The sequence below is a fragment of the Pseudomonas umsongensis genome (genome assembly GCF_002236105.1).
Classification (GTDB): domain Bacteria; phylum Pseudomonadota; class Gammaproteobacteria; order Pseudomonadales; family Pseudomonadaceae; genus Aquipseudomonas; species Aquipseudomonas umsongensis.
In genome coordinates this window covers 703,825-728,222 of the sequence record NZ_NIWU01000002.1, presented here as the reverse complement: position 1 = coordinate 728,222, position 24,398 = coordinate 703,825, and the positions used below count along the sequence as shown (strand labels likewise).

The 24,398-nt window shown below is 60.1% G+C and carries 27 protein-coding genes; 9 read left to right on the top strand and 18 right to left on the bottom strand.

What is annotated here, in order from left to right; genetic code table 11:
* Both PSUM_RS13660 and PSUM_RS31230 read right to left on the bottom strand, forming a co-directional pair.
* Window positions 1–279, bottom strand: a complete 279-nt coding sequence (locus PSUM_RS13660) for an Ogr/Delta-like zinc finger protein (protein ID WP_080725384.1) — start codon at window positions 277–279, stop codon at window positions 1–3.
* Window positions 276–509 carry a hypothetical protein gene (locus tag PSUM_RS31230; protein ID WP_020798379.1) on the bottom strand — a complete coding sequence of 78 codons (234 nt, stop codon included), beginning with the start codon at window positions 507–509 and terminating at the stop codon, window positions 276–278. Before PSUM_RS31230 ends, PSUM_RS13660 begins: the two co-directional genes overlap by 4 nt.
* Before the next feature lie 66 nt (window positions 510–575).
* Between PSUM_RS31230 and PSUM_RS13655 the strand changes: the two genes are divergently transcribed.
* Window positions 576–1,004, top strand: a complete 429-nt coding sequence (locus PSUM_RS13655; protein ID WP_080725385.1) for a helix-turn-helix domain-containing protein — start codon at window positions 576–578, stop codon at window positions 1,002–1,004.
* Between the two features lie 78 nt (window positions 1,005–1,082).
* Here the strand turns inward: PSUM_RS13655 and PSUM_RS13650 are convergent, their stop codons facing one another.
* The 5 genes from PSUM_RS13650 to PSUM_RS13630 form a co-directional block, all read right to left on the bottom strand.
* Entirely contained in the window at window positions 1,083–1,439 is a 357-nt protein-coding gene (locus tag PSUM_RS13650; RefSeq protein WP_020798376.1) for a putative holin, read from the bottom strand.
* Complete coding sequence (locus PSUM_RS13645) at window positions 1,426–1,728, bottom strand: helix-turn-helix domain-containing protein (RefSeq protein ID WP_033044472.1); 303 nt, start codon at window positions 1,726–1,728, stop codon at window positions 1,426–1,428. Before PSUM_RS13645 ends, PSUM_RS13650 begins: the two co-directional genes overlap by 14 nt.
* Window positions 1,729–1,862: 134 nt before the next feature.
* A complete protein-coding gene (locus PSUM_RS13640) occupies window positions 1,863–2,480 on the bottom strand; it encodes a TPM domain-containing protein (RefSeq protein ID WP_083348373.1) in 618 nt (205 codons plus the stop codon).
* Between the two features lie 43 nt (window positions 2,481–2,523).
* On the bottom strand, window positions 2,524–3,276 hold the full coding sequence (locus PSUM_RS13635; RefSeq protein WP_083348372.1) for a TPM domain-containing protein: 753 nt from the start codon (window positions 3,274–3,276) through the stop codon (window positions 2,524–2,526).
* A gap of 116 nt (window positions 3,277–3,392) precedes the next feature.
* Window positions 3,393–3,998: a LemA family protein gene (locus PSUM_RS13630; RefSeq protein ID WP_020798373.1), complete on the bottom strand. Its 606-nt coding sequence runs from the start codon at window positions 3,996–3,998 to the stop codon at window positions 3,393–3,395.
* A 247-nt stretch (window positions 3,999–4,245) separates the two neighbouring features.
* On the opposite strand from PSUM_RS13630, the gene bglX reads away from it, so the two are divergent.
* Complete coding sequence (gene bglX / locus PSUM_RS13625) at window positions 4,246–6,537, top strand: beta-glucosidase BglX (RefSeq protein ID WP_020798372.1); 2,292 nt, start codon at window positions 4,246–4,248, stop codon at window positions 6,535–6,537.
* A 48-nt stretch (window positions 6,538–6,585) separates the two neighbouring features.
* Here the strand turns inward: bglX and PSUM_RS13620 are convergent, their stop codons facing one another.
* From PSUM_RS13620 to PSUM_RS13575, 9 genes are all read right to left on the bottom strand, one after another.
* On the bottom strand, window positions 6,586–7,743 hold the full coding sequence (locus PSUM_RS13620) for a phospholipase D-like domain-containing protein (RefSeq protein WP_020798371.1): 1,158 nt from the start codon (window positions 7,741–7,743) through the stop codon (window positions 6,586–6,588).
* A 1-nt stretch (window position 7,744) separates the two neighbouring features.
* The gene (locus PSUM_RS13615; protein ID WP_020798370.1) at window positions 7,745–8,335 is read right to left on the bottom strand and encodes a YceI family protein; all 591 of its coding nucleotides are present in this window, start codon (window positions 8,333–8,335) and stop codon (window positions 7,745–7,747) included.
* Between the two features lie 177 nt (window positions 8,336–8,512).
* Complete coding sequence (locus PSUM_RS13605) at window positions 8,513–9,283, bottom strand: IclR family transcriptional regulator (RefSeq protein ID WP_020798369.1); 771 nt, start codon at window positions 9,281–9,283, stop codon at window positions 8,513–8,515.
* Window positions 9,284–9,370: 87 nt separating this feature from the next.
* Window positions 9,371–10,813 carry an amidase gene (locus tag PSUM_RS13600; protein WP_083348371.1) on the bottom strand — a complete coding sequence of 481 codons (1,443 nt, stop codon included), beginning with the start codon at window positions 10,811–10,813 and terminating at the stop codon, window positions 9,371–9,373.
* Window positions 10,814–10,815: 2 nt separating this feature from the next.
* On the bottom strand, window positions 10,816–12,126 hold the full coding sequence (locus tag PSUM_RS13595) for a citrate-proton symporter (RefSeq protein ID WP_083348370.1): 1,311 nt from the start codon (window positions 12,124–12,126) through the stop codon (window positions 10,816–10,818).
* An 81-nt stretch (window positions 12,127–12,207) separates the two neighbouring features.
* Window positions 12,208–13,383: a M20 aminoacylase family protein gene (locus PSUM_RS13590; RefSeq protein ID WP_033042959.1), complete on the bottom strand. Its 1,176-nt coding sequence runs from the start codon at window positions 13,381–13,383 to the stop codon at window positions 12,208–12,210.
* A gap of 284 nt (window positions 13,384–13,667) precedes the next feature.
* Window positions 13,668–13,991, bottom strand: coding sequence for a hypothetical protein (locus tag PSUM_RS13585; RefSeq protein ID WP_020798365.1), 324 nt, complete (start codon window positions 13,989–13,991; stop codon window positions 13,668–13,670).
* Window positions 13,988–15,082 carry a serine hydrolase domain-containing protein gene (locus tag PSUM_RS13580; RefSeq protein ID WP_033042957.1) on the bottom strand — a complete coding sequence of 365 codons (1,095 nt, stop codon included), beginning with the start codon at window positions 15,080–15,082 and terminating at the stop codon, window positions 13,988–13,990. Before PSUM_RS13580 ends, PSUM_RS13585 begins: the two co-directional genes overlap by 4 nt.
* Before the next feature lie 172 nt (window positions 15,083–15,254).
* A complete protein-coding gene (locus PSUM_RS13575) occupies window positions 15,255–16,142 on the bottom strand; it encodes an acyl-CoA dehydrogenase family protein (protein ID WP_033042956.1) in 888 nt (295 codons plus the stop codon).
* A 155-nt stretch (window positions 16,143–16,297) separates the two neighbouring features.
* Between PSUM_RS13575 and olsB the strand changes: the two genes are divergently transcribed.
* Both olsB and PSUM_RS13565 read left to right on the top strand, forming a co-directional pair.
* On the top strand, window positions 16,298–17,053 hold the full coding sequence (gene olsB / locus PSUM_RS13570) for an L-ornithine N(alpha)-acyltransferase (protein WP_020798362.1): 756 nt from the start codon (window positions 16,298–16,300) through the stop codon (window positions 17,051–17,053).
* Window positions 17,053–17,847 (top strand): lysophospholipid acyltransferase family protein, encoded by a 795-nt coding sequence (locus PSUM_RS13565; protein ID WP_083348369.1) that lies wholly within the window; start codon window positions 17,053–17,055, stop codon window positions 17,845–17,847. The genes olsB and PSUM_RS13565 overlap by 1 nt, the downstream gene beginning before the upstream one ends.
* Before the next feature lie 81 nt (window positions 17,848–17,928).
* On the opposite strand, the gene PSUM_RS13560 is transcribed toward PSUM_RS13565, so the two are convergent.
* Window positions 17,929–18,501, bottom strand: a complete 573-nt coding sequence (locus PSUM_RS13560) for an acyl carrier protein phosphodiesterase (RefSeq protein ID WP_083348368.1) — start codon at window positions 18,499–18,501, stop codon at window positions 17,929–17,931.
* Window positions 18,502–18,672: 171 nt separating this feature from the next.
* On the opposite strand from PSUM_RS13560, the gene PSUM_RS13555 reads away from it, so the two are divergent.
* The 4 genes from PSUM_RS13555 (at window position 18,673) to PSUM_RS13540 (ending at window position 22,116) form a co-directional block, all read left to right on the top strand.
* Window positions 18,673–18,975 carry an ArsR/SmtB family transcription factor gene (locus PSUM_RS13555; protein WP_008056907.1) on the top strand — a complete coding sequence of 101 codons (303 nt, stop codon included), beginning with the start codon at window positions 18,673–18,675 and terminating at the stop codon, window positions 18,973–18,975.
* A gap of 35 nt (window positions 18,976–19,010) precedes the next feature.
* Window positions 19,011–20,177 (top strand): MFS transporter, encoded by a 1,167-nt coding sequence (locus tag PSUM_RS13550; protein WP_020798359.1) that lies wholly within the window; start codon window positions 19,011–19,013, stop codon window positions 20,175–20,177.
* A gap of 21 nt (window positions 20,178–20,198) precedes the next feature.
* The gene (locus PSUM_RS13545; RefSeq protein ID WP_033042955.1) at window positions 20,199–21,248 is read left to right on the top strand and encodes an alkene reductase; all 1,050 of its coding nucleotides are present in this window, start codon (window positions 20,199–20,201) and stop codon (window positions 21,246–21,248) included.
* A gap of 208 nt (window positions 21,249–21,456) precedes the next feature.
* The gene (locus tag PSUM_RS13540; protein ID WP_020798356.1) at window positions 21,457–22,116 is read left to right on the top strand and encodes a hypothetical protein; all 660 of its coding nucleotides are present in this window, start codon (window positions 21,457–21,459) and stop codon (window positions 22,114–22,116) included.
* Between the two features lie 224 nt (window positions 22,117–22,340).
* Here PSUM_RS13540 and emhR read toward each other — a convergent pair whose 3' ends face one another.
* A complete protein-coding gene (emhR, locus tag PSUM_RS13535; protein WP_020798355.1) occupies window positions 22,341–22,973 on the bottom strand; it encodes an efflux system transcriptional repressor EmhR in 633 nt (210 codons plus the stop codon).
* Between the two features lie 267 nt (window positions 22,974–23,240).
* Here emhR and PSUM_RS13530 point away from each other — a divergent pair, with 267 nt between their 5' ends.
* Window positions 23,241–24,398 (top strand): efflux RND transporter periplasmic adaptor subunit, encoded by a 1,158-nt coding sequence (locus PSUM_RS13530; RefSeq protein WP_020798354.1) that lies wholly within the window; start codon window positions 23,241–23,243, stop codon window positions 24,396–24,398.

Sequence of the window (24,398 nt, the reverse complement as noted above, 5' to 3'; positions counted from 1 at the left end):
TCATGACTCCACAGGCGCCGACGTCGTCGGCTCAATTGGCGCAACAGGCCGGGCGGCGTGCCGCAAATCGGGTCCGGCGAAAGGCAGGCGTACGGCAGGATTGGGCATGCCACTGGGAGAGAGCTCGTGAGTCATTTCGAACTCGGCCCGAACCGACCAGCCGCAGGCTTCCGACGTGCATTGCAAGTAGGCCACCCGCAGGAAAATATGTCGGCCCTCGCTGGTGCGGATTCGCATGCGGCTCAAGCAATGCGGGCACACCATTTTGTAAGTACTCATGCTTGGGTCCCGCTGTTCATCGGGTGGTAATCAACATAATCAAACGCAATACTGCTGCGAGCGAGGATCGCTGCAACCTGGCGCTGCAAATAACGCTTACCTGATAAAAGAAAGTGCAACGGAAAACGGTGCAATGGGCAAGAACCAAACATGTAGGAAATCACCCTGCTACCATTAGGAATTTTCGACATCACATTTATCTGACTCATAGTTGAAAATTGATTACTCATTTTAGAATACTCATTGCGCATACATTAAGCACTCAAAAAGCATGTGTCAAAAGGTAGAGGCTCAAATTGCGTAGCAAAAAATCTCAGACTGTTTTAGCCCGCCTAAAACAAATTACTGGCACAAAAAGTGATGCCTCCCTGTCTTCTGCGCTGAAAGTCAGTCCGCAAACCCTCAGCAGCTGGAAAGGTCGAGACAGTACACCGTACTCATTATGCGTAGAAATTGCCCAGGCCCGCGGTATTTCACTTGACTGGTTGTTGCTTGGCGAAGGACCGGTCTTGCGGCTAAGCACTGCTGGCAATGCCTCAGAACAAACCCAGGAAACAATCACACGGGAAAATACAATTCTCGCGATGTGGCGATTGCTCAATGAAGAAGATCGCAACGCCATACAACATGCCCTGGAGGAAAAACGCCGCCTGCGTGAAATGGAACTCAAACTTTCAGAGATGGCGTCTATCCTGTCGACACTTCAACAGCTGCGCGAAACATAATGTTATACGCGCTTTACTTGAAGACGCGTAAGACGGGCAATATTGCCAGGACACTTGACCATGCAGTATTAACATCCATCAGCGTCGCCCTTTAAAGCGCTCAATAATTTCGCCCAGGCCAGCACCATCGACCCACTGCATGACCTTGATGCTGATAGGAATAATGATCAGCGCGCACAGAAATGCCGTTACCCCCGCAGTCAGGAAAGGCGCCAGCGGCAGCGCAACGGGGGTAAATAGATAACCGACGCCGGCCGATAGCACCCAGGAACCGATACGCTGCCAGGCCTTGAAGTCAACGCGAGTGGAAGTGACCAGCCACGCCCCAAGCGAAGCACCAAATAGCGCTTCGCCATCAATCGCGGGCAGCGTTGCGATGCCCAACCCCAACAGGAGCCCACTGATGCTGTTGTAAGCCGAATCAGTCCAGTTCATGGAGACCTCGCTCATCGACGTCGTCGATGACAATAACTCCCGACTCTATGGCTTTGAGCAAGGCGGCATGACGGGACCTGACAGCAAACTTTCGGCGAATGTTAAAAAAGTGAAAATTTATCGTGGTGGGTGAGCAATTCTGGATCCTGGCAATCTCCCAGGAAGTCTTGCCCTTGTAACACCATATTAAGGCTTGTATTTCTTTCGCTGTCAGATGGACCGGCGATACATCTCTCCCGCCTTTGGGGGCGGCACCGGCAAAAGAGTCGAGCGGTAGATACGTTGACATAAACACTCCCTCTGCGTCAGAACACCCATCACAGGGCGTTCGCTATTGGAGGGAGATGTTGAAGACTGAACAGTAGCCAAACAACTTGCCGCAGTTGTACCGCCAAGCATTACAAAAATGTTCGATAACCAGCCCTAGCCGAGCACGACCAGTCGATTTGGCAGCTCGTTGCGCGCATGCGTCACCGGAACATGCACCCTGAGCAACTCGCCGCATGCCTCGACGCAGGTGACAAAGCCCTGCAACGTCTGGCCCTGGCGCACCTGCCGGGTAAACGCCGCGACAATCGCATCCCAATGGCTGTTGTCCAGCCGACTGGAAATACCTTCATCCACCAGGATTTCCACATAGCGCTCGGCTTCAGAGACAAAAATCAGGATTCCGGTACTGCCCGCCGTGTGGTGCAGGTTCTGCTCCAGGAATTGCCGGCGCGCCAGGTTCGAGGCGCGCCAGTGACGCACCGAACGTGGAACCAGGTACGTGGTGATTTTCGGTATGCGCAATACCAGGCACAGCACGATGAAGGTGATCCATTGCACCAGCAGCAGGCTGTGCAAGGTCAGCCAACCGCTCAGGTAATGCACAATCCCGGGCAGCACCAGTGCCAGCAGGCTGGCCCAGAGCAGCGGGATGTACACATAATCGTCGGCGCGGGCCGCGAGTACGGTGACCAGTTCGGCGTCGGTATCGCGCTCGACCCGGGCAATCGCCTCGGCGACCTTGCGTTGTTCGTGTTCAGTCAGTAATGCCATGTCGTTAAATGCCTGCTCGCTATTGTTTTTTTTTGCTGTGTCATCACCAGCCGCCCGACGAACCGCCGCCACCGAAACTGCCCCCTCCACCACTGAAGCCTCCACCGCCACCGCCGCCGAAACCACCGCCACCAAAACCGCCACCGGAACCACCGGAGCCGCCGCGACCGGCCGGAAGGATACCGAGCATTTGGAAAACGAATACTGTCAGGATGAACAACAACACCAGGAATACGAACAGCCCCGGATGCCGCGACATGAAATCATCGCCCGGATCGCCGCTGGACTCGTACACAGTCGAGGGTTCGTCCAGGGGATTGCCGCCCAGTACCACCAGCATCGCTGCCACCCCGTCGCTGATGCCTTTGCTGTAATTGCCGGCCTTGAACGCCGGGGTGATGACCTGATGGATGATCACCGAACTCTGGGCGTCCGTCAGGCGATCTTCCAGGCCATAACCGACTTCGATGCGCAGTTTGCGCTCATCACGGGCAACAATCAGCAGTGCGCCGTTGTTCTTGTCTTTCTGGCCGATCCCCCAGTAACGGCCCAGTTGATAGCCGAAGTCGGCGATGTCGGTGCCCTGCAAGTCCGGCAAAGTCACGACCACAAGCTGCTCACCGGTGGCTTTTTCATGGGCCTGAAGCTGTTGCGTCAACTGCTCGCGCACCGAAGGCTCGATCATCTCGGCGTTGTCGACCACCCGCCCGGTCAGCTCCGGGAACTTCAATTGGGCCTGGACCGCCAGGGCAAACACCCATAGCAATAGCACCAGGCCGATCTTCAACGCTCGCATTGGCAACCTCATCGATCCAACCGTAGGAGCTGCCGCAGGCTGCGATCTTTTGATCTTGAGAAGCAAAGTCAAAAGATCGCAGCCTGCGGCAGCTCCTACAGGGTTATTCATCCAGATCAGAATTTGACTTCCGGCGGCTTTTCCGACCCCGGCGTGGCCTCGAAGGTCTCGCGTTCCGGCAGACTGCTGTACAGCACGCTGTGCCACAGGCGACCGGGGAACGTGCGGATCTCGGTGTTGTATTTCTGCACCGCCAGGATGAAATCGCGCCGGGCCACGCTGATCCGGTTCTCGGTGCCTTCAAGCTGCGATTGCAAGGCCAGGAAGTTCTGGTTGGCCTTCAGGTCCGGATAGCGCTCGGACACCACCATCAGGCGGCTCAAGGCACCACTGAGTTGATCCTGGGCCTGTTGGTACTGCTTGAGCTTTTCCGGGTTGTCGAGTGTGGAGGCATCGACCTGGATCGAGGTGGCCTTGGCCCTGGCTTCGATCACGGCCGTCAGGGTTTCCTTCTCATGCGCGGCGTAGCCCTTCACGGTTTCCACCAGGTTGGGAATCAGGTCGGCACGGCGCTGATACTGGTTCTGCACCTGGCCCCAGGCCGCCTTGGCCTGTTCATCGAGGGTCGGTATGTTGTTGATGCCGCAGGCGGTCAGCAACGTGGCCAGCATGAGCAAGGTGGCGACCTGCAGCCTCGACCGGTAGGACTGTCGAACATTCATCAGGGTGGTACTCCCTTCACATTTCATGGAAAAAACAACCGGCGACCCTCTCGGCCGGCTCTTGGGGCATAATCGGCCGCGCCACTGGATTGCATCCGGGCAATGGGCTAAAAGATGCCCTGCGCAAAAAACGCATCGGGCATTCGGCTGCCGCTTTTCCAGGCTGCCCCCGAACAACAATAGTCGCTCCCTAAATTTTGGCTGGCCGGCATTTACATCGCCGCTTGGGCCCTTGAGAAAACTATTCATGAAGAAGCTGTGTTTGCTGGGCTTGTTCGTCAGCCTGGCCAGTCATGACGCACTGGCCGCCACGACGCCCGCACCCCTGGAGAACAAGGACGCTTTCGTCAGTAACCTGATGAAGCAGATGACCCTCGATGAAAAAATCGGCCAGTTGCGCCTGATCAGCATCGGCCCGGAAATGCCCCGGGAGTTGATTCGCAAGGAAATCGCGGCAGGCAACATCGGCGGTACGTTCAACTCGATCACCCGCCCGGAAAACCGTCCGATGCAGGACGCGGCCATGCGCAGCCGCCTGAAGATCCCGATGTTCTTCGCCTACGACGTGATCCACGGCCACCGCACCATTTTCCCGATCCCGCTGGCCCTGGCCTCGAGCTGGGACATGGACGCCATCGGCCTGTCCGGGCGCATTGCCGCCAAGGAAGCCGCGGCCGATAGCCTCGACATCACCTTCGCGCCCATGGTCGACATCTCCCGCGACCCGCGCTGGGGCCGTACTTCCGAGGGCTTCGGCGAGGACACTTACCTGGTGTCACGCATTGCCGGGGTGATGGTCAAGGCGTTCCAGGGCACGGGCGCGAACGCCGCCGACAGCATCATGGCCAGCGTCAAGCACTTCGCCCTGTATGGCGCAGTCGAAGGCGGTCGCGACTACAACGTGGTCGACATGAGCCCGGTCAAGATGTACCAGGATTACCTGCCGCCTTACCGCGCCGCGATTGACGCCGGCGCTGGCGGGGTCATGGTCGCGCTGAACTCGGTCAATGGCGTGCCGGCCACCGCCAACACCTGGCTGATGAACGACCTGTTGCGCAAGGAATGGGGCTTCAAGGGCCTGGCGGTCAGCGACCACGGCGCGATTTTCGAGCTGATCAAGCATGGTGTCGCTCGCGATGGTCGTGAGGCGGCGAAGCTGGCGATCAAGGCCGGCATCCACATGAGCATGAACGACACCCTGTACGGCAAGGAACTGCCGGGGCTGCTCAAGGCCGGCGAGATCCAGCAGAGCGACATCGACAACGCCGTGCGTGCGGTGCTGGACGCCAAGTACGACATGGGCCTGTTCAAGGACCCGTACCTGCGCATCGGCAAGGCCGAGGACGATCCGGCCGACACCTACGCCGACAGCCGTCTGCACCGTGCCGAGGCCCGAGATGTGGCCCGTCGCAGCCTGGTGTTGCTGAAGAACCAGAACGAAACCCTGCCGCTGAAGAAAACCGCGAAAATCGCCCTGGTCGGCCCGCTCGCCAAGGCGCCGATCGACATGATGGGCAGTTGGGCCGCCGCCGGTCGCCCTGCGCAATCGGTGACCCTGTTCGACGGCATGACTAACGCCCTGGGTGATAAATCGACACTGATCTACGCCCGTGGCGCCAACATCACCAGCGATCCGAAAATCCTCGGCTACCTGAACTTCCTGAACTTTGACGCGCCGGAAGTGGTGGATGACCCGCGTCCGACCAATGTGCTGATCGACGAAGCGGTGAAAGCCGCCAAGGATGCCGATGTTGTCGTTGCCGCCGTCGGCGAGTCCCGTGGCATGTCCCACGAATCGTCGAGCCGCACCGACCTGAACATCCCGGAAAATCAGCGCGAGCTGATCCGTGCCCTGAAGGCCACCGGCAAACCACTGGTGCTGGTGCTGATGAACGGCCGCCCGCTGTCGATTCTTGAAGAGAAGGAACAGGCTGACGCGATCCTGGAAACCTGGTTCAGTGGCACCGAGGGCGGCAACGCCATCGCCGACGTGTTGTTCGGCGACTACAACCCGTCGGGCAAACTGCCGATCACCATCCCGCGCTCGGTAGGCCAGATTCCGACCTACTACAATCACCTGACCATTGGCCGGCCGTTCACCCCGGGCAAACCGGGCAATTACACCTCGCAATATTTCGATGACACCACCGGGCCCCTTTACCCGTTCGGCTACGGCCTGAGCTACACCGATTTCAGCCTGTCGGATATGGCGCTGTCGTCGACCACCCTGAACAAGACCGGCAAGCTCGACGCCAGCATCACGGTGAAAAACACCGGCAAGCGTGACGGCGAAACCGTGGTGCAGCTGTATATCCAGGACGAAACCGGTTCGATGATCCGCCCGATCAAGGAGCTGAAGAACTTCCAGAAAGTCATGCTCAAGGCCGGTGAGCAGAAAGTCGTGCACTTCACCATCACCGAGGATGACCTGAAGTTTTACAACACCCAGCTCAAGTACGCAGCGGAGCCGGGCAAGTTCAACGTGCAGATCGGCCTGGACTCCCAGGACGTGACGCAGCAGAGCTTCGAATTGCTGTAAACCCCGTGTACTGATCGTTCCCACGCTCTGCGTGGGAACGATCGGGATCTACCCCCGTCGATCCAGCAGATTCACCACCAGCCGGTCCACCCACCCCCAAGCCCGCTGCTTGATCCGCTTCCACAGCGGTCGGCGTTGCCATGCCTCCAGGCTGACTTCCTGGCTTAGCGAGAAGTCCTTCACAAAGCTCGCCACCACGTCACGGGTCAATCCAGGGTCCAGCGCTTCAAGATTGGCTTCCAGGTTGAAACGCAAATTCCAGTGGTCGAAATTGCACGAGCCGATGCTCACCCAGTCATCGATCAGGACCATTTTCAGATGCAGGAAACACGGCTGGTACTCGAAAATCTTCACCCCGGACTTGAGCAGTCGCGGGTAGTAGCGATGCCCGGCGTACCGCACCGACGGGTGATCGGTGCGTGGCCCGGTCAACAGCAGCCGCACATCGACCCCGCGGGAGGCCGCGCGGCGCAGTGAACGGCGGACTTTCCAGGTCGGCAGGAAATACGGGGTCGCCAGCCAGATCCGCTTCTGCCCGCTGTTCAATGCACGAATCAGCGATTGCAGGATGTCTCGGTGCTGGCGGGCGTCGGCATAGGCGACCCGGCCCATGCCCTCGCCCATGGCCGGCACACGGGGCAAGCGCGGAAGACCGAAATGCGAGGCCGGTCGCCAGGCGCGACGATGGCGGTTGGCGATCCATTGGCGATCGAACAGCAATTGCCAGTCGAGCACCAGCGGGCCGGTTATTTCCACCATCACCTCGTGCCACTCGCTGACGTCCTCGTTTGGCGTCCAGAACTCGTCGGTTACACCGGTACCGCCGACCACGGCCATGCTCTGGTCCACCAGCAGCAGCTTGCGGTGATCGCGGTAGAAATTGCCAACCCAGCGCCGCCAGCTCAAGCGATTGTAGAAGCGCAGTTCGACGCCGGCGGCCATGAGTCGATGGCGCAGGGTCAGGGTAAAGGCGAGGCTGCCGTAATCATCGAACAGGCAGCGCACCCGCACACCGCGTTCGGCGGCCTGGACCAGTGCCTGGACCATGGCTTCGGCGCAAGCGCCCGCCTCCACCAGGTACAGTTCCAGCTCGACCTGTTCTTCGGCGCGGGCAATCGCCACCAGCATGCGTGGGAAGAATTGCGGGCCATCGACCAGCAACTCGAAGCGATTGCCTTCACGCCAGGGAAAGATTGGGCCGGCCATGTCAACGCGCCGTGAAGATCAGTACCGCACCCACCGGCACCGACAGACTGATGGCCGACAGGTCGGCAACCTTGCGCAGCGCTTCCAGGCCCGGCGCCAGATCGAAGTCCTGGGCATTGATCACCACCGGCTCCAGCGTCACCACCTGGAAACGCCGGTCATCGAGCCGGGTAGCCAGCAGTTCGGCGTTGTAGGTGTGTTGCTTGCCGTGCAAGTCAACGGTCAGCGGCAGGCGCAATTCCAGTTGCGCACCGGGCGCGAGATCGTTGATCGGCCGCAGATCGATTTGCGTGGTGATCAGCGCTTCGGCAAAGGTCTGGATTTCGAACAGCTCCTTGCGCATGCGTTCGTCGCGCAGGGGAATGCCGCTGTTGACCGATTCGAGCTCGACTTCTACCTCGGCCTTGCCGTTGGGATCGACTTTGCCGTGTAACACCAAAAAGCGCTGCACTTCGGAAACATTGGCGTTTTTGGTGCTGACGAACGACAGCCGCGAGGATTCGCCGTCCAGATACCAGTTAGCCTGGGCCGACAGCGAAGCGCCGGCCAATAGCAGGCAGGCGAGGGTTTGGGTGACAGACCGCTTGAACATAAAAACTCGTGGGGGCAGATAAACCTGTGCTGAACCTTAACTGCCCACGAGCCAATTGCAAACTTGTAGGAGCGAGCATGCTCGCGATGGACTCAAGAGCACCACGTTTATCCTGCAACCCCGCGTTATCGTTAACGACCATCGCGAGCAGGCTCGCTCCTACAGGTTAGGCGTCAATCAAGCCATCGCCTGCTGCACATCGCCAATCGTGGCCGCCAGGCTATTGAGGTGCAGGCTCAACACCCGCTCCACCGGCGCCTGGTCCATCGGCCAGTGCAACGCCATGCTGCCGACCAGCCGACCATCGGTGTGAATCGGCAAGGCCACCGCACGAATCAGGAAGGGCAGGCGCACCGGGTATTCCCAGTAGCCTTCGGTGCGCTGGCCGAAACCTTGCTGCAATGCCTGTTCGGTGGCGCTGAACAGAGATTCGTCGCTCACCCGTTCACGCTCGGCCAGGCGCTCTACCTCATGACGTTCCAGTTCACCGAGGCAGGCCCGTCCCATGGCCGAATGAAACAGGCTGGCATGCTGGCCGACGATCTGGCAGTTGTTCGGATAGCGTTTGCGCAGCACCGAGGGGATCGCACTTTCCATCACCTCCACCCGTTCGCCATCGAAGCACGACAGGTCCGCCACCAAGCCGGTGCGTTCGCATAACTCCAGCAACAGCGGCGCGGCGCTTTCCACCAGCCGCCGCTTGAAGCGTTGCCGACTGTCACCGAACAGGCGCTTGGCACACAAACGGTAGCGCCGGTCGCTCAAGCCGCGATAGATCCAGCCCTGCTCCTGCAACGTCAGCAACATGCGCGACACCGTGGCCTTGGGCAGGCGGGTCAAATAGTGCAACTCCTCCAAGCCCAATGCCTGATGCTCACCCAGCAACTCGACGATCGCCAAAGCGCGCTCGACGGAACGTACGCTGCCGGTTTCTGCCTTGTTTTCCATGGATTCGATATCCCTAAGCCCGGATCGGATGATCGCTGCTCTCTTTTTATTAAAAAGCACAGCAAGATGCGGGCCTGCCCGAAGGTTCTACGCAGTTTGCAGACAACCGGGTGGCCGACGCGTAACCCATTGCGTTAGCTGCTCATGGGCGTAAGCCAGCTGCAAAACCGCAAGGTCAGCCTGGGCCGGGCCAATGATTTGCAGGCCCATCGGCAGTCCGGCCGGGTTGAATCCCACCGGCACGTTCATGCTTGGCAAACCTGCCAGGGTCGGACCTATCACCACTTCCATCCAGCGGTGATAGGTGTCCATATCTTGCCCGCCGACCACCCGCGGCCAAGGGGTTTGTGCATCAAAAGGGAACACTTGGGCGGTGGGCAGCAGCAGGAAATCGTAACGTTCGAACAATTCGTTCAAGGCGCGATACCACTCGCTGCGGCTGACCGAGGCTTGATAGACATCGGCCGCAATCAGGCGCAGGCCACCCTCGATTTCCCACTGGGCTTCGGGCTTGAGTTGTTCGCGCTTGCGCGGGTCGGCATACAACGCGCCGAGACTGCCGTGCACCAGCCAGTGACGGTGCACCAACCAAGTCTGCCACAGGCGTTCCATGGAGAAATCCGGCTGACAGGCTTCGACCTTGCAGCCCAGGCTCGCAAAGTCCTGCAGCGCCGACTCGCATAAGCTCATTACGCCAGGCTCCATCGGCAGATAACCGTTGTAGTCGCCCAGCCAACCCACGCGGACCTCGCTGAAGTCCCGCGCCAGCGACTGATGGAAAACCTGCGGGCACTGAGTCAATGACAATGGCACGCGAGGGTCGTACCCGGCCTGGGTCCCGAGCAAACGCGCGACATCGGTGACGGTGCGGCCCATCGGCCCCTCGGTGGCCAGTTGCTGGACAAACACCTCCGGCTGCGGGCCATGCGGCACGCGGCCCTGGGACGGACGCAAACCAAACACGTTATTGAACGCCGCCGGATTGCGCAGCGAGCCCATCATGTCACTGCCGTCGGCTACCGGCAGCATGCGCAACGCCAGCGCCACCGCCGCCCCGCCGCTGCTGCCACCGGCAATCAACGACGGGTCGTAGGCATTGGTGGTGGTGCCGAACACGCTGTTGTAGGTCTGCGAGCCGAGGCCGAATTCCGGCACGTTAGACTTGCCGATGATGATCGCGCCGCAATCACGAACCCGCGCCACACTGATGGCGTCGTGCTGTGGAATGTGTTCGGCGAACAGCGTTGATCCCATGCTCGTGCGCAACCCGGCGGTGGCCGCCAGGTCCTTCACCGCTTGCGGCATACCGTGCATCCAGCCCCGGGACTGGCCCTGGTCCAGTTGTCGGTCGCAGGCGTCGGCCTCTGCCAGCAGCTCCTCGGCAGGTCGCAGCGACACCAGCGCATTGACCTGCGGATTGAAGCGCTCGATCTGCGCCAGATAGGCCTGCATCACTTCACGGCAGGACACCTCGCGAGCGTGGATGGCCTGGGACAACGCATCGGCGTCCATTTCAACAATCGGATTCATGCTCAAGGTTTCACCCCAAGGTTAAGTGCAACGGATCGCTTTGCCCGTGGTGCTTCCTGCATGCAGTAAGTGCCCAACAGCGTCAGCACGCAAGCGAACAATACGTAGAACGAAGGCGCCACCGGTGTCGCCAACACCTTGCTCAACCAGGTGACGATCAGCGGAGCAAAACCGCCGAACACCATGACCGCAACGTTATAGGCCACCGACACGCCAGTGGAGCGCACTTCAATCGGAAACTGCTCGGCCAGCGCCGTCGGTGCCGGACCAAAGAAGCCGCCAATTGAACTGCACAACAACAGTTGCATCACCAGCAAGCGCTCCACCGAGGGCGCCGCCGCGACCCACACGTACAGCGGATACACCATCAGGAAAAATGCCAGGGTGAAAGCCATCAACACCGGACGGCGACCAAGACGGTCCGACAATGCGCCAGACAGCGGAATCACCACGGTCATCACCGCCACCGCGAGCATTTGCACCAGCAGCACCTGATCCAGCGGCAAACCGAGGTTTTTGTGGGCGAAGGTCGGCATGTTCACCAGCACCACGTAGAACGACACCGTCGCGCCGCACGCCAGGCCCATCGACACCAGGATGGCGCGACGATGTTCGCGGATCACTTGCAGCAAACCCGGGCTCGCGCCTTTGGCTTGTTTGCGTGCCTCGAGGAATTCTTCCGGTTCCTCCATGTGCTTGCGAATCCACAGGCCGACCGGCCCGATCAACAGGCCGATCATGAACGGAATCCTCCAGCCCCAGCTGTCCAGGGCTTCGGGGGTCAGCAGATGGGTGAACAACGCCACCATCCCTGCCCCGGAAAACACCGCCAGGCATTGCCCCACCAACTGCCACGAACCGTACAACCCCTTGCGGTGCGCTGGCGCGCTTTCCACCAGGAACGCCGTGGCACTGGCGTATTCGCCGCCGGTGGCAAAACCCTGGAGCATCCGCGCCACTACGATCAACAACGGGGCGCCCATGCCGATAGCGGCGTAGTTCGGCGCGAAGGCGATCAGCGCGATCGACACGGTCATCAAGCGGATAATCATCTGCATCGCCGCCTTGCGGCCTTTGCGGTCCGAATACATGCCTAGCAGGATGCCGCCCACGGGGCGCATGAAAAACCCGACGCCGAACGTCGCCAGGGCCATCAGTAACGACGCGTATTCGTCTTCGGACGGAAAAAACTGCCGGGCAATGATGCTCGCCAGAAAGCCGTAAACAATGAAGTCATACCATTCCAGCGCGTTGCCGATCACGGCAGCGACCACCTGCCGGGTGCGCGAAACACCTGTGCTCGAAGTGTGCATGGGGAACTCTCCAATAACCTGTTGGGTGATGCCGGGCGCGACTCGACGCGCCCGGTCCAGCGGCAGTAGAAAGTGAAAGGGTCAGGCCGGCTTGAGCCAGCTCTCGGTCAGCGCGCCCCAATACGCAGCCCCGGTCAGCAGGATGTCGTCGTTGAAGTCGTAGGCGGGGTTGTGCACCATCGGCCGCGACACGCCGTTGCCGATGAACAGGTAGGCGCCGGGGCAGCGTTGCAGCATCCAGGCGAAGTCCTCGCTGCCCATCAGTTTTGGGGTGTTGCCATCGACGGCATCGGCACCGACCAGCTCGACGCCGATTTGCCGGGCGAATTCGGTTTCGGCGGCGTGGTTGACCAGTACAGGGTAAGCCGGACGGTGTTCGATTTTCGAACTGCAACCGAAGCTTTGCGCCTGGGATTGGATGATCGCGCGCACTCGGTCGAGGGTCTGCTCACGCACCTGGGCGTTCAGCGCGCGCAGGCTCAGGCGCAGGATCGCCTGCTGGGGGATGACGTTGGCCGCCTCCCCGGCTTGCAATGCACCGACCGTCACCACCGCCGCCTGCTGCGCATCGATGTTGCGCGCGACCACGGTTTGCAGGGCCATGACCACGCTGGCCGCCGCCACCAATGGGTCTACCGCCAGATGCGGCATCGAGCCGTGCCCGCCGACGCCTTCGAGGGTTACGGTGAGCAAATCCTGCGAAGCCATCATCGGCCCTTCGCGAAACCCCAGGTGCCCCGCTGGCAAGCCCGGCATGTTGTGCATGCCGAACAGTGCGTCGCAAGGGAAACGTTCGAGCAGGCCATCGGCGAGCATTGCTTCGGCGCCGCCCTGGCCTTCTTCGGCTGGCTGGAAAATCAGGGTCAGCGTGCCATCGAACTGGCGAGTCGCCGCCAGGTAGCGCGCTGCGCCCAACAACATCGCGGTGTGGCCATCGTGTCCACAGGCGTGCATGCAGCCCTGATGCCGGCTGCTGTAGGCCGCCCCGGTGTTCTCGATGATCGGCAGTGCATCCATGTCGGCACGTATCCCCAACTTGCGCGGGCTGCTGCCGTTGCGCAGGACGCCGACTACGCCGGTCTTGCCGATACCTGTGTGAACCTCGTAGCCCCATTCTTCGAGAGACCTGGCGACCAGCGCCGAGGTGCGACTTTCCTCGAAACCGAGTTCCGGATGGGCGTGGATATCCTGTCGGGTGGCATGCAGGTCGCTGGCGACGTCGTTGAGCCAGGCAAGGATGTGCTGATGTCGGGTCATGTCGAATGTCCTCGGGCCGGGTGTATTCCCGTTCTTTTTGTTCGCTGTGATTGCGCGACGTATCAACGGCAGGTCGCGTTCGCCACCAGATAACCGCGAGTCACGCACGAGGACAATCGAATGTGGTTCCACTGGATGGAACCTGGGTGGCCGATCAATTGAAATTCGCCCAATACCCTGTGGGAGCGAGCCTGCTCGCGAATGCTCTACCAGTCCCACTGCTTGCGTTGAGTCTGCCGACGCTTTCGCGAGCAGGCTCGCTCCCACGGGTGTTGTGTGTGGCGTCAGGGGTTCAAGCGGCAGCCCTGGCGTTCACCGATCCAGGCTGCACGATTAGTGCGCCCCATGCCGCTGACGGTGATGCGCTTGTTGGGGGCGTCATCGTAAAAACCGCTGGTGGGCAACCACTGCTTTACATAGCTGAGGCAATACTCGGTGTCGTTACCCATCACGTAGCGGCATGAGCAATATTCTTTCGCAGTGTATGCACTGATGATGTCGGGGAACGCCATCAGCGCCACTCGCTCATGCCAGACCCAGCCTACCAAGGCGAGCAACAGGACCAGCAGCAGCGCACTGAAAGGACGGCGACGAATGAAGCTGCTCATGGCTGCTCACTCCCGGCAAACGCCTCAAGCGCAAGCCTGAGCAATTCATTGTGCCGATAGCTGCCGTCGCGATCATCGCCGTAGCGGACGATCACCAGGTTCGCGCCAGGAATCACGTACATCGCCTGCCCCCAGTGGCCCAGCGCAGCGAAGGTGTCGGCAGGTGCATCGGGCCAGGGTCGGGCGCCACCGCCTGTTGCACGATTGAGCCACCAGTGGCCGCCGGGAACCGCCTCATCCTGATTGGCGCGATAGCCAATGAAGGGCTCGCGATTGAAAACAACCCAGTCTTTGGGTAGCAGTTGTTTATCGCCCCAGCGACCGTCTCGCGCCATCAACAGACCGATGCGAGCCAGATCCCGAGCGGTGAGGTAGGCATAGGACGAGGCGACGAACGTTCCCGTAGCGTCGGTTTCCCAAACCGCGCTACGAATGCCCAATGGCTCGAACAACGCACTCCACGGATAGTTCGGGTAGCGCTCTGCACCAACGATGTTTTTCAGCGCGGCGGACAGTAGATTGGTGTCGCCACTGGAATAGCGAAACGCCTGCCCCGCTGCTGCGTACGAGTGGTGATCGGCCGTGAAGGCAGCCATGTCCGAGTGACCACGGGTGTAGAGCATGGCCACCACCGACGACTTCAACGGTGCGTATTCGTAGTCTTCCTGCCAGTCGATGCCGGAGGCCCAGTGCAGCAGGTCGGCCATGGTCAGGTCCGGGTGTTTTTCCAGTGGCGGGTAAAATTTGGCCACCGGGTCCTCGAGCCTGAACCGGCCATCGCCATAAGCTACGCCGAGGACCGTGGCCATCAGGCTTTTGCTGATGGACCAGGTGAGATGCGGCGTTTGGGCATTGGTCGGGCCGGCGTAGCGTTCGTAGATCAACTGGCCGTCGCGGATGACGAGCAAGGCGTCGCTGCGAATGCCTCGGCGGGTGGTGTCGTCGCGGGGTGGGAAGGCATATGCCTCTAGTGCTTGAAGCGCCGGACCGGTGATGGCTGGCCCTGTGGGCCATTGCTCAGTGGGCCAGTCTTCAGCGTGGGCCGGGAGACTGAGCAACAGCATGAAAAACAGGAACAGGCCTTTGGGCATGGCGGGGGCTCGTGGCGATGAACCTGCTGAGCCTAGTCGAGGTTGATGACAGTTCCGGGATTTGTGTTGTTACTGCGACCGCCTTCGCGAGCAAGCCCGCTCCCACATTTAACCGGGTTCCCAGAATGATTGCGATCAAATGTGGGAGCGGGCTTGCTCGCGAAGGCGTCAGTCAATTCAGCGAAGATCCGGATAGTGCCTTGGCCAACCGCTTGCCCCTGGCCCCGGCCGCCAGATCCAGTACCGCCTGATCGCGCTGCCACATCGCCGCCCACTGTGGCGGGCCCTCGGCCAGCGCTGCGTTGATCTCACCCTTGAGCCCCTCGAACTGCGCAAACAGACCACCGAGCAACACATGCCCCGCCGGACTGACGGGGGGATGTCGACTGACCTCCGCACACCCGGCCAGCAGCGCCAGCAAGCGCAACTGCAAGGCTTGCGGCCAGTCACTGTCCTGGCCAACGCCGTACAGCCAGGCGGTCATGGCACTCAAGACATAGATGTCTTCCAGGGTCCGGAATGGCTTGACGTACGCATCCCAGCCATCCCCCGCGAGCAATTCGCACAATGCATTGTCGAGAAATAGCCGGCCATGGCTGATGTCCGGCATCAACGGAATCGGCGGCAGTTTTTCCACCCGCACGCCCGGTTCATCGGGGTAGACCACCGCCAGGCTCAGGCGCGGAGCTTCGCCTTGCTGTTCGCTGCGGGCGGCAATCAGCAGCCAGTCGGCGGCATCGCCTGCAGTGACGAAATCCTTGCGTCCGCTCAAGCGCAAATCGTGCAGACGGGTTTGCATGTCAGCCACCCGCAGGCTGCGTTGCTCGGTCGCGCACAGTGCGCCAAGGCTCAACGGCGCGCTTGGCCACAGCATGCGCAACGCCGCCTGATAGCCCACCAGGAATGCCAGCCCCGGCGTCGCCATCAAGCGTGCACCGACCACGGCCAGTTCAAACGGGGCGACGTTACCCAGCTGCTGCAACAACGTTGCGAACCCCTCGCCCAGATCCGGATTGGCGGGCAAGCGAGCGTGGCGGTTCAACAGGGTTTGCCAGGGCATAAGAGGCTCCTTGTGGGCTGTCATACAAGCATCACCAAAGCTTAACGGCGATGACACCGGGGCTACATAGCCTGACTTTGCACAACACGGCTGGATAAAGAAAGTCGATTCGCTGTAACCCCAAGACGGGAGAGCAGCCCGCACGGAGATTCGCCATGACTCAGATCGCACGCATCAGCGACACCGGCAACGAACGCCGCCTGCAAGCCGAACGCCTGGTCGGCGCCGAGGCTTTGCAGGAAGCCCAGGCCCTGCGCTTCAACGTGTTCAGCGGCGAGTTCAACGCCAAGCTCAAGGGCGCGGAATTGGGTCTGGACATGGACGACTATGATGTTCACTGCGTTCACATCGGCGTGCGTGACCTGAACACCGGGCGCCTGGTGGCGACCACCCGGCTGCTCGACCATACCGCCGCCAGCAGCCTGGGCAAATTCTACAGCGAAGAAGAATTCAGCCTGCACGGGCTCGTTCACCTCAAAGGCCCGATCCTGGAAATCGGTCGCACCTGCGTCGACCCGGCCTACCGCAATGGCGGTACCATCGCCGTGCTCTGGGGCGAACTGGCCGAAGTCCTGAACCAGGGCGGATACAGTTACTTGATGGGTTGCGCAAGCATTCCGATGCAGGACGGCGGGATCCAGGCCCACGCAATCATGCAGCGCCTGCGTGAACGCTACCTGTGCACCGAACACTTGCGGGCGGAACCGAAAAAGCCGCTGCCCACCCTGGACATTCCCTCGAACGTGATCGCCGAAATGCCGCCACTGCTCAAGGCCTACATGCGCCTGGGCGCGAAGATCTGCGGCGAGCCGTGCTGGGACGAAGATTTCCAGGTGGCCGATGTGTTCATCCTGCTCAAGCGCGACGAACTCTGCCCGCGTTACGCCAAACACTTCAAGGCGGCTGTCTGATGAGTCGCTTGCGCGTGTACGCGCGAATCGCCCGGGTGCTTCTGGTGGTCGCGCTCGGCCTGAGCATGGCCAGCGTATTCGGTATGTTCGAACGCCTGGGGCTGGCTCACTCGATGGAACGCCGCCAGCGCTGGTCGCGGTTTTTCATGGCACGCCTGAGCAACTCCTTGCCCTTCGACGTGACCCTGCACGGTGAGTTGCCCAAGACGCCAATGCTCTGGGTCAGCAACCACGTGTCCTGGACCGACATCCCGCTGTTGGGAATGCTCACGCCGCTGTCGTTCCTGTCCAAGGCCGAAGTGCGCACCTGGCCGGTGGCGGGCTGGTTGGCGGCCAAGGCCGGCAGCCTGTTTATCCGTCGCGGTTCGGGTGACAGCCAGTTGATCCGCAAACAGATGACGCGCCACCTGCAACAGGCACATCCGCTGCTGATGTTCCCGGAAGGCACGACTACCGATGGCCGTTCGCTGCGCACCTTTCACGGTCGCCTTCTGTCGGCGGCGATCGACTCCGAGGTGAAACTGCAACCGGTGGCGATTCGTTATGTGCGCAACGGTGAGCCCGACACACTGGCACCGTTCATTGGCGATGATGATTTGCTGTCGCACCTGATGCGCTTGTTTGCCAACGACCGCGGCGCAGTGGAGATTCATCTGCTCAAGCCGATCCCATGCGAAGGCCGCGAACGTGCTGCGCTGGCGTTCGAAGCGCAGCAGGCGGTGCAGAAGGCATTGTTTGGCGAAGTGGCGAAACCTGCTGAACCACGGCGTGCCGGCGAACTGATCGCCGCCTGAAAGAAAAAGATCGCAGCCTTCGGCAGCTCCTACACCGGATCAATGTAGGAGCTGCCGAAGGCTGCGATCTTTTGATCTTGGCTACATCTGTTGCAGAGCAAAATCCTGCAGCTGCGGATAGAACAACCGGAAATCCTCGCTCAACGGCTCATACAACACGCGCAACTCCTGCATCGCCGCCGCCAGTTCCTCCGGTCGGGTCAAGCGTCGAGAAATCCCCCGCAATACCTGCTCCAGCACTTCGAATTCCCGATAAGACCCCAACCAGTCATGGGCCACCATGTGCGGCGCGATTGTCGCCAGGCGATCCGGCAGTTCAGGTTGGGCGGACAACACCCGGTACACGTCCGAGGTGAACAGTTCCAGCGGCTGATCCGCGTACAGCGTCCAGTCCCGGGCCAGGCAATGATCAAAAAATACATCAAGCACGATTCCGGCATAACGCCGGCGCGTCAGGGAAAACCTCGACAACGCGACATCCACCAGCGGATGGCGATCGGTAAATACGTCGATGCTGCGATGCAGCTGGATGGCCGTTTCGATTTCCGGATCGAACTGCCCCTGCAGCCGTCCCTTGACGAAATCGCCATAGAGACTGCCGAGCAATTGACCGGGACGATGGCCACCGAGGTGAAGATGTGCGAGATAGTTCATGGGCGCAGCTTAGCACTGTGCCCTTGACCCTATACAATCCTCGTATCGTTATAACCCGATATATCGATTTACTCGGTCATCAGATCGAAATCATATTGGTATATCGCGAAATACCGATTTAAAGTTCGCTTCATCGCGATATAGCGTTTTACTAATCACGAGCCCCCGACCATGAACCTTGACCTCGACGAAATAATAAAAGCCCTGGCGCACCCAGTACGGCGAGACATCCTGCACTGGCTCAAAGACCCGACCGTCGAATTCCCCGACCAGTCCCACAGTAACGAGCACGGCGTTTGCGCCGGGCAGATCGATCAACGTTGCGGCCTGTCGCAGTCCACGGTGTCGGCACACCTGGCGACCCTGCAACGCGCCGGCCTGATCAGCAGCCGCAAGGTCGGCCAGTGGCACTTTTTCAAACGTAACGAGGAAACCATCCAGGAGTTCCTCAAAGTCTTCAGCAAAGAGCTCTGACCCTTTACGTCAGCCAGCCGACAAGGAATCCACCCATGCCCCTCTCGCTACTCATATTGGCGTTAAGCGCCTTCGCCATCGGCACCACCGAGTTCGTCATCATGGGCTTGCTGCCCGATGTGGCGGCCGACCTCGGTGTGTCGATCCCCGGTGCCGGCTGGCTGGTAACCGGTTACGCCTTGGGCGTGGCCATTGGTGCGCCATTCATGGCACTGGCCACCGCCCGGCTGCCGCGCAAGGCCGCCCTGGTAGCGTTGATGGGCATTTTCATTGTCGGTAACCTGCTTTGCGCGGTAGCCAGTGACTACAACGTGCTGATGTTTGCCCGAGTGGTGACCGCCCTGTGCCATGGTGCGTTCTTCGGCATCGGTTCGGTGGTGGCGGCAGGCCTGGTGCCCGCCAACAAGCGCGCCTCGGCCGTGGCCTTGATGTTCACCGGCCTGACCCTGGCCAACGTCCTCGGCGTACCGCTGGGCACCGCGCTCGGCCAACAGGCCGGCTGGCGCTCGACTTTCTGGGCGGTGACCGTGATCGGCGTAATCGCATTGATCGGCCTGATCCGCTTCCTGCCGGCCAACCGCGATGAAGAAAAACTCGACATGCGCGCCGAATTGCGCGCCCTCAAAGGCGCCGGTATCTGGTTGTCCCTGAGCATGACGGCACTGTTCGCCGCCTCTGTATTCACCCTGTTCACTTACGTAGCGCCACTGCTGGGCGAAGTCACCGGTGTCTCGCCCCGTGGCGTGACCTGGACCTTGATGCTCATCGGCCTGGGTTTGACCGTCGGCAACATCATCGGTGGCAAGCTGGCGGACAAAGGCCTGGCGGCAACCCTGATCGGCGTCTTCATCGCCATGGCCGTGGTCTCCACCGTACTGACCTGGACCAGCGTCGCGCTGATCCCGACCGAAATCACCCTGTTCCTCTGGGCCACCGCGTGTTTCGCCGCCGTGCCTGCCCTGCAAGTCAACGTGGTGACCTACGGCAAGGCGGCACCGAACCTGGTCTCGACCCTGAACATCGGCGCCTTCAACGTCGGCAACGCATTGGGCGCCTGGGTCGGTGGCAGCGTCATCGCCCACGGTTTCGGCCTGACCAGCGTGCCTCTCGCGGCAGCGGCCCTCGCGGTACTCGCCCTGCTGGCGACCCTGATCACTTTCCGTCAGAGCGGTGACCCCGAACTGGCCCCCGTTACCAACTGATCTTCACAAGAGAGCTATTTCATGACGACTATTTTCGATCCGATCAAACTGGGCGACCTCGAGCTGGCTAACCGCATCATCATGGCCCCGCTGACCCGCTGCCGCGCCGACGAAGGCCGTGTGCCCAACGCGTTGATGGCCGAATATTACGTACAACGCGCTTCGGCTGGCCTGATCCTCAGCGAAGCCACTTCGGTCACCCCGATGGGCGTCGGCTACCCGGACACCCCGGGCATCTGGTCCAACGACCAGGTGCGCGGCTGGACCAACGTCACCAAGGCGATCCACGGCGCGGGCGGCAAGATCTTCCTGCAACTGTGGCACGTCGGCCGGGTGTCCCACGAGTCGTACCTGAATGGCGAAAAACCGGTCGCCCCAAGCGCCATCCAGCCTAAAGGCCACGTCAGCCTGGTGCGTCCACTGGCCGATTACCCAACGCCCCGCGCGCTGGAAACCGCTGAAATCGCCGACATCGTCGACGCTTACCGCGTGGGTGCCGAAAACGCCAAGGCCGCCGGTTTTGATGGCGTGGAAATCCACGGCGCCAACGGCTACCTGCTCGACCAGTTCCTGCAAAGCAGCACCAACCAGCGCACCGACCAATACGGCGGTTCCGTGGAAAACCGTGCCCGGCTGTTGCTGGAAGTGACCGATGCCGCGATCGAGGTCTGGGGCGCCGGCCGTGTCGGTGTGCACCTGGCACCTCGCGCCGACTCCCATGACATGGGTGACGACAACCTGGCCGAAACCTTCACCTACGTCGCTCGCGAACTGGGCAAACGCGGCATCGCCTTCATCTGCTCGCGCGAAAAAGAAGGCGCCGACAGCCTGGGACCGCAAATCAAGGAAGCCTTCGGTGGCCCGTACATCATCAACGAACGCTTTACCAAGGACAGCGCCAATGCCTGGCTGGCGAGCGGCAAGGCTGATGCAGTCGCCTTCGGTGTGCCATTCATTGCCAACCCGGACTTGCCGGCGCGCCTGAAAGCGGATACGCCGCTCAACGAGGCTCGTCCGGAGCTGTTCTACGCCAAGGGCCCGGTGGGATACATCGACTACCCGACGCTGTAAGTTTCATAGCTTGAAACGCAAAAGCCCCGACTCGAAAGCGCCGGGGCTTTTTTATTAAAATAACTTTCGAGCACACTAAAAAAGCATTCAACACACATCCAGACATCATCCACCTCTTCCGGCACGCACCACCAATACAGATAATAAATTTTCCACAGACAGCTGTACTCCTCATAACTAAGACAAAACTTTATCGAAAGGAATCGACATGAACACCAGTGAAGACACTGACAACGAAGTTAACCAACCCTACGACCAATTGTTCGCGTTCTTTAAAGCTACCTCTATCGGTATTCTTTACCAGCTTTCGCCGCACCTGCTCAGCGAGGAATACCAGGCCATGCTGGACGATCTGGTAGGCAAGGCCAAGGTGGAGCTGATTGATTTGCTGGAAGAAGCGGAATATACGAACGCGCTGAATCAAAAAATCGAACAATGGCGAAATCAGAAAAGGGGTCCAAAACATACGCGTGTGATTGTCAAAATCATCAATAACACGTCTCATACATTCGGTATTGCCCAGACCAGCTTACCCATGAGCAAGGCAGAGCGCGAATCGTTCCAGACGCCCACCCAAGGACAAACTGCATTTAAATGCGACTTTGACTATAGCTATGCCTACCCCTGGCCTAAAAACAAAATCATGTTCAATCAGTTTATAGACTTCGTCGATAATCATATCGGAGTCCGCTTCGATCTGGGCATGATCATGAATACGTCATTTGGCGTTCATACGCCAACGCTCAGGCCAAGTGTAAAAAACACCGTCACGTCGATTGGCTCATCCAGTATCAAGTGCTCGACCACAACCACTCGAATGGGTGATGAGGCGCCCTTCGACTTCGAGGTAGAAATCATCCTGGGCTGATGGTGGCCAATCCGCCGGTTCGACAAGCGTGGTCAGCCAGGGCATTTGTCACGCGAGTGTTCACCTCTGCGTCTGAGCCTGCCTTACTACCCACGACACAAATTCCCTACAAAATACGAAACTCGCTACCTTTCAACCTGGCACGCGTACGTATATAAAAGCATGCCATCGCGAACAGACGAGCGCTGAAGGATCAGCGCTCGCCTCCAATTCTACATATTGTTTCATTTGCGCAGACTGGGGCTCAAGCGCAGCATGTCCAACCCGGTTTCAACCCAACGCTCTGCGTCAAGGTGCAGTTGAAAACTGTCGGGCGCCAGCAGCCACTGGTACAGGATGCCATCGATATAGGCATGCAGGCTGATGGCCGCGCGAGCCGTGTCGAGGTTTTCCGGCAATTGCCCGCGATTCACGGCGTTACTCAAGGCCAGGTCGATCTGTACATTGCAGTCCAGGCTGGCCGCCACACGCTGAAGGCGCAGGTCGCACATTTCATCGGTGAACTCGCACTTATGAAACAGAATTTCGTTGATGCGTCGGGTTTTCGGGTCCAAAGCAACTTGATGAAACAAATGAATCAACAGCTTGCGCATGCAGCCCAAGGGGTCGAGTTCGTCCGCGTCTACGCTGGCCTTGGCCATTTCATCCAGAGGCTCGTGCAGGGTGTCGAGCATGGCCTGCACCAGATCCGCCTTGTTGCTGAAATGCCAGTAGATAGCCCCACGAGTGACGCCGGCCAGGGTCGCGATATCCGCCAGTGTCGTGCGCGCCACGCCCCTTTCAAAAAAGGCTTTTTCTGCCGCCTCAATTATCTGGCTGCGGGTTTCTTGAGCTTCCTCTTTGGTACGACGGACCATGGCAGTACAACCTCAATCAGGATGCTTCAGCGATGTCTGGATATCAGCTGAATAAAAGCGGGGCGAGTGCTCTTGGGTATCGTCCCCGGGCCTACAATTCGAACCTTGCGACGGCGTTTGTAACGGAATGGGTACGTGACCAAGGTATTTACAAACAGCCATGAACGTAAGTATATTCCTTAGCATGCTACTTATCCACTCGGCCCCCACTTTTTAACCTTCAATTTTTTCTTGTGCGTTTGTTTCGCGCCTGACCCGAGGATTTTCATGCAATTCAAGCCAGCTGTTACCGCTCTGGTCGCCGCCGTCGCCCTGGCATCGCTGCTCAGCGGATGTAAAAAAGAAGAGGCCCCTCCGGCCGCACCACCGCCTCAGGTCGGCGTCGTCACTCTGCAGACGCAAACGTTTACGTTGACGTCCGATCTGCCGGGTCGCACCAGTGCATTCCGCATTGCCGAAGTGCGCCCACAGGTCAACGGCATCATTCTCAAGCGTCTTTTCAAGGAAGGCGGCGACGTCAAGGCCGGTCAGCAGCTGTATCAGATCGATCCATCGGTTTATGACGCTACGCTCAAAAGCGCCGAAGCCAACTTGCGTTCGACCAAGTCGATCTCTGACCGCTACAAGCAACTGGTCGACGAACAGGCCGTGAGCCGCCAGGAATACGACACCGCCGTGGCCAATCGCCTGCAATCGGAAGCCGCACTGCAAACGGCCCAGATCAACGTGCGCTACACCAAGGTCTATGCGCCGTTGACCGGTCGGATCGGTCGCTCGTCGGTCACCGAAGGTGCACTGGTCAGCAACGGCCAGGCCGAAGCGATGGCGGTGATCCAACAGCTGGACCCGATCTACGTCGACGTCACCCAGTCTTCGGTCGAGCTGCTTACGCTGCGCCGCGAACTGGAAAGCGGTCGTCTGCAAAAAGCCGGCGACAACGCCGCGAAAGTCAAACTGACCCTCGAGGATGGCAGCCAGTACAAGCTCGACGGCAAGCTGGAGTTCTCCGAGGTCTCGGTTGACCAGACCACCGGCTCTGTGACCCTGCGCGCCGTGTTCCCGAACCCTGACCACACCCTTCTGCCGGGCATGTTCGTGCACGCCCAGTTGCAGGCAGGCGTGAACAGCGCCGCGATCCTGGCGCCGCAACAAGGCGTCACCCGCGACCTCAAAGGCATGCCGACCGCGCTGGTCGTAGGTCCCGACAACAAGGTCGAACTGCGTCAGCTCAAGGCTAACCGCACCGTCGGCAACCAATGGCTGATCGAAGACGGCCTGAAGGCCGGCGATCGCCTGATCACCGAAGGCCTGCAATTCGTCAAGCCGGGCATCGAAGTCAAGCCCACTGACGCCACCAACGTCGGCACAAAAAACCCGGCCCCCGCCAAGCCAGCTGAGCAGGCTTCCAGCGGCCAAGGGGAGTAA